Origin of the sequence: Amycolatopsis sp. SID8362, assembly GCF_010550475.1 — a bacterium.
GTDB lineage: Bacteria > Actinomycetota > Actinomycetes > Mycobacteriales > Pseudonocardiaceae > Amycolatopsis > Amycolatopsis eburnea.
Genome location: NZ_JAAGNB010000339.1, coordinates 1 through 11,647, shown reverse-complemented (window position 1 = coordinate 11,647; position 11,647 = coordinate 1). Strand labels below are relative to the sequence as shown.

The following is an 11,647-nucleotide window of genomic DNA, read 5'->3' as shown; positions in this document are numbered from 1 at the left end:
CGGCGGGGGCGGGGCGTACTGGGGCTCGGGCTCCCCCATCGGGCGGGTGCGCTCGTCGTAGGGGCTGCGGCCCCGTCCGGGCAGCGGCATCATCTGCGCGCGCTGGTGCTCCCGGGAACGCCCGGCGGGCGGCCGGGGCGGCGGCATCCGGCGCCCGCCGTCGTCGCCTCGGTACGTCATCACCATCACCCAATCCCGATCCGGACAAACCTGTCTTCGTCAGTAGACCGCACGCCCTCACTTCGAGGACGTCCGGCACCGGGGTCGGGTTGCGAGAGAAGTTACTCGCTGGTCGCCTCGTAGCCGAACTGGTGGACCTTGAGGTACCCGGAGCGGAACCCGGCCTCGGAATAGGCCAGGTAGAACTCCCACATCCGGCGGAAGACGTCGTCGAACCCGAACCCGGCGATGTCGGCCCAGCGGTGCAGGAACCGTTCGCGCCACAACCGTAACGTGCGCGCGTAGTCTTGGCCGAACTCGCGCATCCCGGCCAGCTTGAGCAGGGTGTTCGCCTTGACGCCCTCCTCGATCGAGCGCACCGACGGGATGAGGCCGCCCGGGAAGATGTACTTGTGGATCCAGGTGTAGGCGCGTGACGACGCCAGCATCCGGTCGTGGTCCATGGTGATGGCCTGCAGGCCGAACCGGCCACCGGGGCGCAGCCGCGCGCCGATCGTCTCGTAGAACGCCGGCCAGTAGGCCGCGCCGACGGCCTCGATCATCTCGACGCTGACCACGGCGTCGTACCGGCCGCTCGACTCACGGTAGTCGCACAGCTTCACTTCGACGCGGTCGGAGAACCCGGCCGCGGCGATGCGCTCGGTGGCCAGCGCGCGCTGCTCCTCCGAAATGGTCAGCGACGTCACGCGCGCGCCGCGGGCGGCGGCGCGGATGGCGAGTTCACCCCATCCGGTACCGATTTCGAGGACCTCGCTGCCGTCGCGCACCCCGGCGTAGTCGAGCACGCTGTCGATCTTGCGGTGCTGGGCGGCGGTGAGGTCGTCGCCGGGGCCGAACAGCGCCGAGGAGTACGTCATCGACCCGTCGAGGAAGGTGCCGAACAGGTCGTTCGACAGGTCGTAGTGCCGGTGGATGTTGGCCCGCGCGCCCTCGAGGGTGTTCTCCTCCGACGGCGGCTGCGTGCGTTCGGCGATCCGCCTGAACTTCTGCAGCACCGGCGGCACCAGGGTGGCCATCCGCTCGGCGAACGGCGTCAGCACCTCGGCCAGGTCGGACGCGGTCCAGTCACCGGCCATGTAGGACTCGCCGAAGCCGATCTTGGCGTCGGCGCCGAGGCGGTGGAAGAAGGCTTCCGGGCGCAGAATGCGCATTTCGGGCGATTCCGGCCCGCCGGCGCCGAGCACGGTGCCGTCCGGGAACGTCACCCGCAGGTCGAGCGGGCGGACCGCCCGGCGGAACAGCGCGGCGGCGATCCGCGCGCGCAGCGGCGAATGCGGCGGGGCGCCCAGGCCCGGCCAGCGATCCTCTTCCGGCACGTCCCCGGCCGACGCGCGGTCAACGCTCGAAGTGGTCACGATGCTCCCTCCGGCCGGCTTCGCCGGTGCTCGATCCTAATGCCGCACCCCGCGGCGCGCTTCGCCGAATGCCCTGTTCGGGGCGGTCTCAGACGGGTATTCGGAGCCGCTCGGGGCCCGGCGCGGCCCAGGCACCGCGCAGCTCTTCACCCGTGCTCCCCGCCAGCACTTCCAGTGTGAAAGCAATCGTCAGCCGGGTCCACACGGACGACCGCCGCAGCATCGCGTGCCCCTCGTTGGCGATCTCGAACCGGGCGACCCGGGCGGCGACGCCCTCGGCGCGTTCGGCGAAGGCGTGCGACTCCGCCGGGCTCGTCATCCGGTCGCGGGTGCCGTGCACGATGAGCACCGACCGCCCGGCCACGGCCTCGACCGGTTCACCGCGCGGCGTCCACGGCGCCAGCGCGCAGATCCCGCGCACGGCGGGGTCGTCGGCGACGCGCAGCGCCACCCGCCCGCCCATGGAGTGCCCGACCAGCACCACCGGCACGCCGGGGTGCTCGGTACGGATCCGTTCGAGGGCCCAGCGGGCGTCGTCGAGGGGGTCCATGGCGGGCGCGTTCCAGCCGTACCGCCGGTTGCGCAGCAGCCGCACTTCCACACCGCGAGCGCGGCCGGCCCGGTGCAGGGCGCGCGCGATCGGGACCATCCGCAGGTAGGCGAGCTTCCAGGGCGGCACCGCGCCGATTCCGCGTTCCGCGCCGCCGTGCAGCACGAGCACGACCGCCTCGGTCCGCCCGCGCGCCGGCCACACGGACACCGCCGGTTCCGCCTCGCTCACCCCGTCCTCCTCTACGCCCGCATTCGCGTCAACCCGGATCGGCCACCCGGCTATTCCACCGCGCACCACCATCTTCGCGGTAGATTCGGCGCCCGATCCCCGACGGAAGGGTGGGTGTGGTGAGCGCCACGGACATCTCCGGCAGTGTCGCCAAGCAACTGGCGGACGTCGAACAGGCCAACGCCGAGGCAGTGCGCGAAGCGGCGGATCTGGTCCTGGGGGTGATCCGGGCCGACGCACTGGTCTATACCGCGGGCGCCGGGCACTCGCTGGCCGCGGTCGCCGAGACGTTCTACCGGGCCGGCGGGCTCGCCTGCGTCTACCCGCTCTACCACCCGGACCTGCTGCCGCTGCACGGCGCGGTGAGCAGCACGCAGACCGAGCGGCGCACCGGACTGGCCGCCGAAGTGCTGGCCGAGCGGGCACCGGGGCCGGACGACGTGCTGGTGGTCTTCTCGACGTCCGGCTCGAACCCGTACCCGGTCGAACTGTGCATCGAAGCCCGCGAGCGCGGGGCGGCGGTCATCGCGATCACGTCGCGGGCGTGCGTGGCGGCGGCGCCGAAGCGGTCGTCGAGCAACCTGGTGGAGCAGGGCACGGTGGTGCTGGACTCGCTCGTCATCCCCGGCGACGCGAGCTACCCGCCGGACGCGCCGCGCACCGCGCCGCTGTCCACTGTGGTCAACGCGTTCCTGTGGAACCTGATGCTGGCCCAGGTCTACGACCGCGGCGTGGCCGAGGGCCTCGACGTCCCGCTGTGGCGCAGCTCCAATGTGGCGGGCGGCGACGAGGCGAACGCGGCCCTGCTGGCGAAGTACAGCGCGATCGTGCCGCGGCTGCGCTAGTCCTTCTCGTGAAAAAGCACCGGCCGGGCACGCCTTGACGGGCGTGCCTGGCCCCCTTTAGCGTCGGCATACCGACTGGTCGGTGTGGACTGGTCGTTCCCCCGAGGAGGTCCGATGGACAGCGCCACGGCGACGGTGCACGGCGAGTGCGCGCCCGGGTTCGAACCGGTGCGCGAAGCCTTCGAGGAGAACTTCCGCTCCCGCGGCGAGCTGGGCGCCGCGTTCACCGCCACCCGGCACGGTGAGGTCGTCGTGGACCTGTGGGGCGGCTGGACCGGTCCGGCGCGCGACGCGGCCTGGCAGCCGGACACGCTCGCCAACGTCTGGTCGACGACCAAGGGCATGACCGCGCTCTGCGCGCACCGGCTGGCCGACGCGGGCGAGCTGGACATCGACGCCCCGGTGGCGAAGTACTGGCCGGAGTTCGCCGCGGCGGGCAAGGCGGAGGTGCCGGTGCGGTGGCTGCTCTCGCACCGCTCCGGCGTCCCCGGGATCGGGATCGACCGGCCGGTGCGGATCGACGAGCTGTACGACTGGGACCTGATGACGTCGCTGCTGGCGGCCCAGGAGCCGTTGTGCGAGCCGGGATCCGCGGGCGGCTACCACGCGCTGGCCTACGGGTGGCTCGTCGGCGAGGTCGTGCGGCGGATCGCAGGGCAGGGCATCCGCGAGTTCTTCGCCGAGCAGGTCGCCGTCCCGCTCGGCGCCGACTTCTCGATCGGCCTCGCCGACGACGCCGACCTGAGCCGGTGCGCGACCCTGGTCGACCCCGTCATGACCGAGGAGGTGGCGAACGCGCTGGCCGCGGCGTTCGCGAGCGCGGGGCCGGTCGCGCAGGCCGCGCTGGCCAACCCGCGCCTGTCCGGCCACGACGCGAACGAGCCCGCCTTCCGCCGGGCCGTCATGCCGGCGCTGAACGGCCACGGCACGGCCCGCGCCATCGCCACCATCTACGGCGCGCTCGCGACCGGCGGGCTGCTGTCCGCGCCGGCGCTGGCTCGCGCGCGGGAGAGCCAGGGCAAGGAGATCGACGCGGTCCTCGGCCTGCCGAACGAGTGGGGCCTGGGCTTCTACCTCGGCAGCGACGCCCGCGGCTTCGGTCCCAACCCATCGGCCTTCGGCCACGACGGCCTCGGCGGCTCCACCGGCGGCGCCGACCCGGAGAACGGCATCTCATTCGGCTACACGCTCAACCAGCTCGGCCCGCTGATCCGCGACGACCCCCGCAAGATGGCCCTGGTCAACGCGGTGTACGAGAGCTTGGGCCTCGTGAGTGTTCAGGAGGGTTAGAACCCTACTGAACACTCACGACCAGCCCCGGCAGACTGCTTTCCGCGAGCCGGTCCGGCGCCGGTCAAGCCACCGCCGGCTCCTCCTCGGCGAACTGCGTCGCGTGCAGCGTCGCGTACCGCCCACCCCTCGCCAGCAGCTCCTCGTGCGTCCCGCGCTCGACGATCTCCCCGTGCTCCAGCACCAGGATCTGGTCCGCCGCCCGCACCGTCGACAGCCGGTGCGCGATGACCAGTGCCGTGCGGCCCGCCAGCGCGTGCGTCAGGGCCTCGCCCACCGCCGCCTCGGACTCCGAATCCAGGTGAGCCGTTGCCTCGTCGAGGATGACCACCTTGGGCTGGGCCAGCAGCAGCCGTGCGATGGTGAGGCGCTGGCGCTCGCCGCCGGAGAGGCGGTAGCCGCGCTCGCCCACCGTGGTGTCGAGGCCGTCCGGCAGCGAGTGGACCAGTTCGCCCAGCCGCGCCCGCTCCAGGGCCTCCCAGATCTCGTCGTCGGTGACGCCCGGCCGCGCGTACGCCAGGTTCGCGCGGATCGTGTCGTGGAACAGGTGCCCGTCCTGGGTCACCACTCCCACCGTTTGCCGCAGTGAAGCGAAACTCAGGTCGCGGACGTCCACATCGGACAGTCGCACCGCGCCCGAATCCACGTCGTACAAGCGCGGCAGCAGCGAAGCGATCGTCGACTTGCCCGCGCCCGAAGACCCGACCAGCGCGACCATCTGCCCCGGCTCCGCGCGGAACGAGATGCCGTGCAGCACCTCTTCGCCGCCGCGGTGGTCGAGCGTGGCGACGTCTTCCAGCGACGCCAGCGAGTACCGGTCCGCCGCCGGGTAGCCGAAGCGGACGTCCGAGAACTCCACCGAGACGCCGGAAGAAGCCGGCAGCGTGCGCGCGGACGGCTTCTCCTTGATCATCGGCTCCAGGTCCAGGACCTCGAAGACCCGCTCGAACGACACCAGCGCGGTCATCACGTCCACGCGGACGTTGGCCAGCGCGGTCAGCGGCGCGTAGAGCCGGGTCAGCAGCAGCGCCAGCGCGACCACGGTGCCCGGCGCGAGCTTGCCGGTCAGCGCGAGGTAGCCGCCGAGGCCGTAGACCAGCGCCTGCGCCAGCGCCGACACCAGGGTCAGGCTCGTCATGAACCAGCGGGTCAGCATCGCGGTGCGCACGCCGATGTCGCGCACGCGCCCGGCCCGCAGCGCGAAGTCGTCCGCTTCCTGCACCGGGCGGCCGAAGAGCTTCACCAGCGTGGCACCCGGCGCGGAGAACCGCTCGGTCATCTGCGTGGTCATGCCGGCGTTGAGGTTCGCGGCTTCCCGCTGCAGCCCGGCCATCCGGCGGCCGAGCCGGCGCGCGGGGATGACGAAGATCGGCAGCAGCACCAGCGCGAGCAGCGTGACCTGCCAGGACAGCGTGAGCATGACGGCCAGCGACAGCGCCAGCTGGATGACGTTCGTGACCAGCCCGGACAGCGTCGCGGTGAACGTCCGCTGCGCGCCGATGACGTCGTTGTTGAGCCGCGAGACCAGCGCGCCGGTGCGCGTGCGGGTGAAGAACGCGACCGGCATCCGCTGGACGTGCTCGAACACCGCGCGGCGCAGGTCGAAGATGATGCCCTCGCCGATGCGCGCGGACTGCCACCGCTCGATCAGGCCGAACCCCGCGTCCGCGATCGCCAGCGCGGCGATGACGATGGCCAGCCAGACGACCACGGGCAGGTCGTGCCCGCCGACGATCGCGTCGACCACCTTGCCCGCCAGCACCGGCGTGGTCACGGCCAGCACGGCCGAGACGACCGTCAGGATCAGGAAAGCCAGCAAGCGCCGCCAGTGCGGCCGGGCGAAGCGGGCGACGCGCTTGAGCGTGCCGCGGCTGAGCCCCTTCGGCACGTCGCCGGCGCGCATCGCCGAACTCCACAGCCCCCACATGTTGTCCATGGGAAAACCCCCAGTCTCTAAACCTCTAGCTTAGCTGAGGTTTTCTCCGGATATGACCTGGACAACGCCACCATCGTCCGTTTCCTTCCCGCCTCGGCTCACTCCGCGCGAACGACCCGGAGCAGGGCGGCGCGCAGCCCGTCGGCCCCCTCGGCGGACAACGGTGCCAGCAACAGTGCCTCAGCCCGCCGCGTGGCCGCTTCTCCCGCCTCGCGGACCCGCTCCCCTTCGGGGGTCAGCGTCACCAGCCGCTTGCGCCGGTCGCCCGGCGCGACCTCCCGCCGGACCAGACCCTTCGCCTCGAGCTCGTCGACGAGCGCGACCATCGTCGTCCGGTCGACGCCGAGGCGCGCCGCGCCGTCCTGCTGCGACTGCCCCGGCCCGTCGCCGAAGAGCGCGAGCAGCGCGAGCTGCCGCCCGGTGACGCCGAGCGGCGCGTACTCCGGCTCGGCCAGCTCGGCGAGGCGCAGCTGGGCGTGCTTGAGCAGGTAACCGAGCCGGCTGGCGACAGCCGGGGGCGCTTCGAGGTCGCTGGACACGCGAGAACTCTACCCCTACGCTGATCGTCAGTCATACTGATGATTTGCCAGACTGATAATCAGGAGTCACGCATGACCACGATCGGCCTGAAACCACCCCAGCAGCACGTCGGCATCGCCGAGCTCCGCGAGACGTGGACGATCGCGGACGAAGCCGGGTTCGACGGCTGCTGGGTGTTCGACCACCTCGCCCCGATGGGCCCGGACCGCACCGGCGACGTCTTCGACGGCTGGAGCCTGCTGGCCGCGATGGCCGAGGCGACGAACCGGGTGCGCATCGGATGTCTGGTGGCCGGGAACACCAACCGCCACCCGGGCACGTTCGCGAAGATCGCGGCCACGATCGACCACCTCTCCGGCGGCCGCCTCGACGTCGGCCTCGGCGCGGGCGGCGACACCCACACCGACGCGATGATGGGCACCCCGACGCCGCCGGCCGTCGAACGCGTCGAAAGACTCGCCGAGGCCTGCGAAATCCTCCGTCTGCTGTGGACCCGGCCGGTGACCGACTTCGCCGGCCGCCACTACACGCTGACCGGCGCCGTCAGCGATCCGAAGCCATTGCAGGCGAAGCCGCCGTTGTGGCTGGGCAGCAGCGGCGAACGGCGAGGCCTGCGGGTGGTCGCCGAGCACGCCGACGTCTGGCTCAACGCGGCCTTGCCGGGCACTCCGATCGCCGAGCTGCGCCGGCTTTCCCGGGTCCTCGACGAGCACTGCGCCGCCGCCGGCCGGGATCCGGCGGCGATCCGCCGCGCCGTCCAGTTCCGGCTGCCCGCCGACGCGGAGGCAGCACTGCGGCTGGCACGGGACTACGTCGAAGCGGGCTTCACCGAGCTGATCCTGATGCCCACCGGGCCGGACGGCGTCGTCGCGGCCTGCGAAACGGCGGCGAAGCTCCTCCCCCGCCTGCGAGACGTCGGCTGAACCGGGCGGCGGGCCCCTCGGTAGCCTGGCCGGGTGGGAACGGAGGTGGGCCGGGCGCCCGCATGGCGGCGCGCGGCACGGCTCTTCACCGCACCGGCGCGCACCCTCGACGTCGCCGCGTTGCGGTGGGACCTGGGGTTCTACCTCGTCTGCCTGGCCTTCGCGCTGCCGACGGCGCTCAAGTCGGAGTTCTACGGCTACCGCGTCTGGGGCAACTTCGCGACGGTTGCGTACGGCTTCGGCGTGCTGCACAGCGGGTGGCTGCTGTGGTCCGCGCGCAAGGGCCGTGAACCGCGCGGCGTGCTGGGCTCGCGCTGGTGCGGCATCGCCGCCGTCGGCTTGTTGGCAATGATCCTTCCGTTGGCGCTCCTGGTGATTCGCCGACTGACCGGAGTGGACTGGCTGATCACGCCGTTCTCCTGGGCCGCGCAGCCCGAGGTCTGGGTGATCGAGCGGTCCGCGGATCTGCTGCTGCACCACGGAACCCCGTACGTCGACGTCACCGCGCTCGGCCGGGCCCCCGAAGTAAACGATTACACACCATACGGTCCGGTGATGGCGCTCTTCGGCCTGCCGCGGGCGGTGTTCGGCGGCTCACCGATCGCGGACGCGCTCACCGACGCCCGCTGGGTGTTCGCGCTGGCCGCCTGCGCGTGCGTGCTGGGCACGCTCAAGCTCCTGAAGTGGCCGAAGGTCCCGGTCGGGGCCGCACAGCTCGCGCTCGCCTGCCCGCTCACCGCGCTCACCTGGGCCGTCGCCGGGCCGGACCTCGCGATCGTCGGCTTGCTGGTGCTGTCCTGCGCGCTCGCGGCCACCGGGCGGGTCGCCTGGTCGGGACTCGTGCTGGCGCTGGTGATCAGCGCGAAGCTGATCGTCGTGCCCGCGGCCGCGGTGCTGGCGGTGTTCGTGCTGGTGCGCCGGGGAAAGCCCGCGCTGACCCGGTTCCTGGCGGCGCTCGTGGCGACGACGGCCGCACTGCACCTGCCCGTGTACCTCGTGGACCCGGCCGCGTTCGTCGAACACGTCTTCCGGTTCCCCCTCGGGATGGGCGCCGTGCGCTCGCCCGCGGCCAGCCCGCTGCCGGGCCACCTGATCGCCGGTCTCGGCGTGGCCGGCCAGGTGACGGCGTTCGTCCTCGTCGGCGCCGCCGCCGTGGCCATGCTGCTCTGGCTGGTGCGCCGGCCCCCCGCGAACGGCTCCGGCGCACTGCTGCGCATCGCCGTCGGACTCGGCGCGTTGATCCTGCTGACCCCGGCCACCCGCTACGGCTACCTGGTGTACCCGCTGGTCCTGCTCGGGGCCCACCTGGTGTTCCGCGTGGCCGAAGCCTCGGCTGCGCGCCCCCCGCGCAGCACTTCGGAAACTACTTCTTCTTGACCCGCGTGGCCCCGCCGCGCCCCCGCAGCTGGACTCCGGACTCCGACAGCACCCGGTGCACGAACCCGTAGGACCGGCCCGTCGACTCCGCGAGGGCCCGGATGCTCGAGCCCTTCTCGTATTTCTTCTTCAGGTCAGCGGCCAGCTTGTCGCGCGTGTTGCCGGTGATCCGCGCGCCTTTCTTGAGATCAGCCACGTCGATCGCCTTCCCGCCGAGAGTGTTCTGGGCCACATATCGGCCCCTGCCGGGGCAATGATCGAACACTGAGCGCCGGATTGCCAGACGACAGCCGGAAAACGACCGAAATTGCGATCACATTGGGCCATTCCAGTGCCTCACCGGGAGTGATCTTGCACCCGAATGGACGCACGGCTCAGGCGAGCTGGACAAGTTCCAGGTAGTCCGCCGACCAGTGGTCCTCGGTCCCGTCGGGCAGCAGGATGACCCGCTCGGGCTCCAGGGCCTCGACCGCGCCCGGGTCGTGGGTCACCAGGACGACGGCGCCGGAGAAGCTGCGCAAAGCGTCCAGGACCTGCGCTCGGCTGGCCGGGTCGAGGTTGTTCGTCGGCTCGTCGAGCAGCAAGACGTTGGCAGCGCTGGAGACCAGGCCGGCCAGCGCGAGCCGGGTCTTCTCGCCGCCGGAAAGCGTGCCGGCCGGCTGGTCGAGTTGTTCGCCGGTGAAGAGGAACGAACCCAGCAGGTTCCGCAACTCCTGCGCCCCGGTGTCCGGGGAGAGATGTCGGATGTTTTCCCACACCGACGCATCATGATCAAGAGTTTCGTGTTCCTGAGCGTAATAGCCCAAACGCATTCCGTGACCCGGCACGATCTCGCCGGTGTCCGGGGTTTCCATTCCGCCGAGGAGCCGGAGCAAAGTGGTCTTTCCCGCGCCGTTCAGGCCGAGTACGACCACCTTCGAGCCGCGGTCGATGGCGAGGTCGACGCCGGTGAAGATTTCCAGTGAGCCGTACGACTTCGACAGCCCCTCGGCGGTCAGCGGCGTGCGGCCGCAGGGCGCCGGGTCCGGGAACTTGATCCGGGCGACCTTGTCGGCCACCCGGGTCTCGTCGAGCGAGGACAGCATCTGCTCGGCGCGGCGCGCCATGTTCTTGGCCGCCACGGCCTTCGTCGCCTTGGCGCCGAGCTTCGCGGCCTGCTGCTGCAGCGCCGACGCCTTCTTCTCGGCGTTGGCGCGCTCGCGGCGGCGGCGCTTCTCGTCGGTGGCGCGCGCGTCGAGGTAGCGCTGCCAGCCCATGTTGTACAGGTCGAGCTCGCCGCGGGTGGCGTCGAGGAACCAGACCTTGTTGACGACGTCGGCCAGCAGCTCGACGTCGTGGCTGATCACGACCAGGCCGCCGTCGTGCTGCTTGAGGAAGCCGCGCAGCCAGTTGATGGAGTCGGCGTCGAGGTGGTTGGTCGGCTCGTCGAGCAGCAGGATCGTCTCGGACTTGCCGCCGGCGCCCGCTTCGGCCGCGGCGAACAGGATCCGCGCCAGCTCGACGCGGCGGCGCTGACCACCGGAAAGCGTCTGCAGCGTCTGCGCCAGGATCCGGTCGGCGAGGCCGAGGTTCGAGCAGATCCGCGCGGCTTCGCTCTCCGCCGCGTACCCGCCGAGCGAGGCGAAGCGCTCTTCGAGCCGGGCGTAGCGGTTGATGGCCTTGTCGCGCGCGGCTTCGTCGACGAGCTCGGCCATGGAGGCCTGCGCCTTCTCCATGTCGCGCATCAGCTTGTCGAGGCCGCGCGCGGAGAGCACGCGGTCCTTGGCGGTGACCGAAAGATCACCTTCGCGCGGGTCCTGCGGCAGGTAACCGAGCTCGCCGCTGCGGCGGACCTCGCCCGCGTGCGGCTCGCCCTCGCCGGCGAGGACCTTCAGCGAGGTGGTCTTGCCCGCGCCGTTGCGGCCGACGAGACCGATGCGGTCGCCGGGCTGGATGCGGAGGGTGACGCCGTTGAGCAGGATGCGCGAACCCGCGCGCAGCTCAAGGCCGGTGGCCGTGATCAAGGGAACTCCCGTGGACGGGGGTGAACGGAGGACAGCGACAGGCGGCCACTCGGGCCGCGGCGTCACTCCAGCTGGATATCCACGGAGCCCAGTGTACGGGGCGGGGGCCACGGGTTTTTCCGGACGTGTGCGGTCTCACCCGTCGCGCAGCGTGACCTGCACCGACACCGCGCGCGCCGCCGCTTCCCCGAGAACGGCGAAGCTCGGCTCGCCGATCTCCAGCACCCGGGGCTCCGCGCGGGCGAACAACGGCGCCAGCCGGCGGTCCACGCGCAGCTCGTCGAGGGCCCGCCGGTCGCCGCCGAGCACCACGGCGTCCACTTCGGACAGCCGCGGCACGAGCACCTCGAACGCGTCCTTCGCCGCGTCCTGCAGCGCGTGCCGCGCCTGTCCCGCGCGACGCCGGGCGAAGCGCTG

11 protein-coding genes and 1 pseudogene are annotated in these 11,647 nt (G+C 71.8%); 4 read left to right on the top strand and 8 right to left on the bottom strand.

Features of this window, described 5'->3' with window-relative positions; all coding sequences use genetic code 11:
- From G3I65_RS11195 to G3I65_RS11185, 3 genes and pseudogenes are all read right to left on the bottom strand, one after another.
- A pseudogene (locus G3I65_RS11195) lies at positions 1–180 on the bottom strand (LytR family transcriptional regulator); the annotation flags it as partial.
- A gap of 101 nt (positions 181–281) precedes the next feature.
- Positions 282–1,535 (bottom strand): cyclopropane-fatty-acyl-phospholipid synthase family protein, encoded by a 1,254-nt coding sequence (locus tag G3I65_RS11190; protein WP_309235385.1) that lies wholly within the window; start codon positions 1,533–1,535, stop codon positions 282–284.
- An 88-nt stretch (positions 1,536–1,623) separates the two neighbouring features.
- Positions 1,624–2,316, bottom strand: coding sequence for an alpha/beta hydrolase (locus G3I65_RS11185; protein ID WP_160696045.1), 693 nt, complete (start codon positions 2,314–2,316; stop codon positions 1,624–1,626).
- A 116-nt stretch (positions 2,317–2,432) separates the two neighbouring features.
- Here G3I65_RS11185 and G3I65_RS11180 point away from each other — a divergent pair, with 116 nt between their 5' ends.
- Positions 2,433–3,161, top strand: a complete 729-nt coding sequence (locus G3I65_RS11180; RefSeq protein WP_163046670.1) for an SIS domain-containing protein — start codon at positions 2,433–2,435, stop codon at positions 3,159–3,161.
- 114 nt (positions 3,162–3,275) lie between these two features.
- Positions 3,276–4,451 carry a serine hydrolase domain-containing protein gene (locus tag G3I65_RS11175; protein ID WP_160696043.1) on the top strand — a complete coding sequence of 392 codons (1,176 nt, stop codon included), beginning with the start codon at positions 3,276–3,278 and terminating at the stop codon, positions 4,449–4,451.
- A gap of 64 nt (positions 4,452–4,515) precedes the next feature.
- Here the strand turns inward: G3I65_RS11175 and G3I65_RS11170 are convergent, their stop codons facing one another.
- Together G3I65_RS11170 and G3I65_RS11165 are read right to left on the bottom strand one after the other, a co-directional pair.
- Positions 4,516–6,387, bottom strand: coding sequence for an ABC transporter ATP-binding protein (locus G3I65_RS11170; protein ID WP_160696042.1), 1,872 nt, complete (start codon positions 6,385–6,387; stop codon positions 4,516–4,518).
- Between the two features lie 98 nt (positions 6,388–6,485).
- Entirely contained in the window at positions 6,486–6,926 is a 441-nt protein-coding gene (locus G3I65_RS11165; protein WP_160696041.1) for a MarR family winged helix-turn-helix transcriptional regulator, read from the bottom strand.
- 72 nt (positions 6,927–6,998) lie between these two features.
- On the opposite strand from G3I65_RS11165, the gene G3I65_RS11160 reads away from it, so the two are divergent.
- The gene (locus G3I65_RS11160) at positions 6,999–7,850 is read left to right on the top strand and encodes an LLM class flavin-dependent oxidoreductase (RefSeq protein ID WP_160696040.1); all 852 of its coding nucleotides are present in this window, start codon (positions 6,999–7,001) and stop codon (positions 7,848–7,850) included.
- 33 nt (positions 7,851–7,883) lie between these two features.
- On the top strand, positions 7,884–9,227 hold the full coding sequence (locus G3I65_RS11155) for a glycosyltransferase 87 family protein (protein WP_160696039.1): 1,344 nt from the start codon (positions 7,884–7,886) through the stop codon (positions 9,225–9,227).
- Here the strand turns inward: G3I65_RS11155 and G3I65_RS11150 are convergent.
- The 3 genes from G3I65_RS11150 to G3I65_RS11140 form a co-directional block, all read right to left on the bottom strand.
- On the bottom strand, positions 9,214–9,423 hold the full coding sequence (locus tag G3I65_RS11150) for a helix-turn-helix domain-containing protein (protein WP_003071237.1): 210 nt from the start codon (positions 9,421–9,423) through the stop codon (positions 9,214–9,216). The genes G3I65_RS11155 and G3I65_RS11150 overlap by 14 nt on opposite strands.
- 178 nt (positions 9,424–9,601) lie before the next feature.
- Positions 9,602–11,230 (bottom strand): ABC-F family ATP-binding cassette domain-containing protein, encoded by a 1,629-nt coding sequence (locus G3I65_RS11145; protein WP_160696038.1) that lies wholly within the window; start codon positions 11,228–11,230, stop codon positions 9,602–9,604.
- Between the two features lie 135 nt (positions 11,231–11,365).
- On the bottom strand, positions 11,366–11,647 hold a 282-nt coding region (locus tag G3I65_RS11140; RefSeq protein ID WP_255481896.1), incomplete at its 5' end, for a Vms1/Ankzf1 family peptidyl-tRNA hydrolase.

Bases quoted from the DNA above. Each gene is read 5' to 3' on its own strand.
- G3I65_RS11170 (WP_160696042.1), bottom strand. From the start codon at position 6,387: ATGGACAACATGTGGGGGCTGTGGAGTTCGGCGATGCGCGCCGGCGAC.
- G3I65_RS11160 (WP_160696040.1), top strand. From the start codon at position 6,999: ATGACCACGATCGGCCTGAAACCACCCCAGCAGCACGTCGGCATCGCC.
- G3I65_RS11175 (WP_160696043.1), top strand. From the start codon at position 3,276: ATGGACAGCGCCACGGCGACGGTGCACGGCGAGTGCGCGCCCGGGTTC.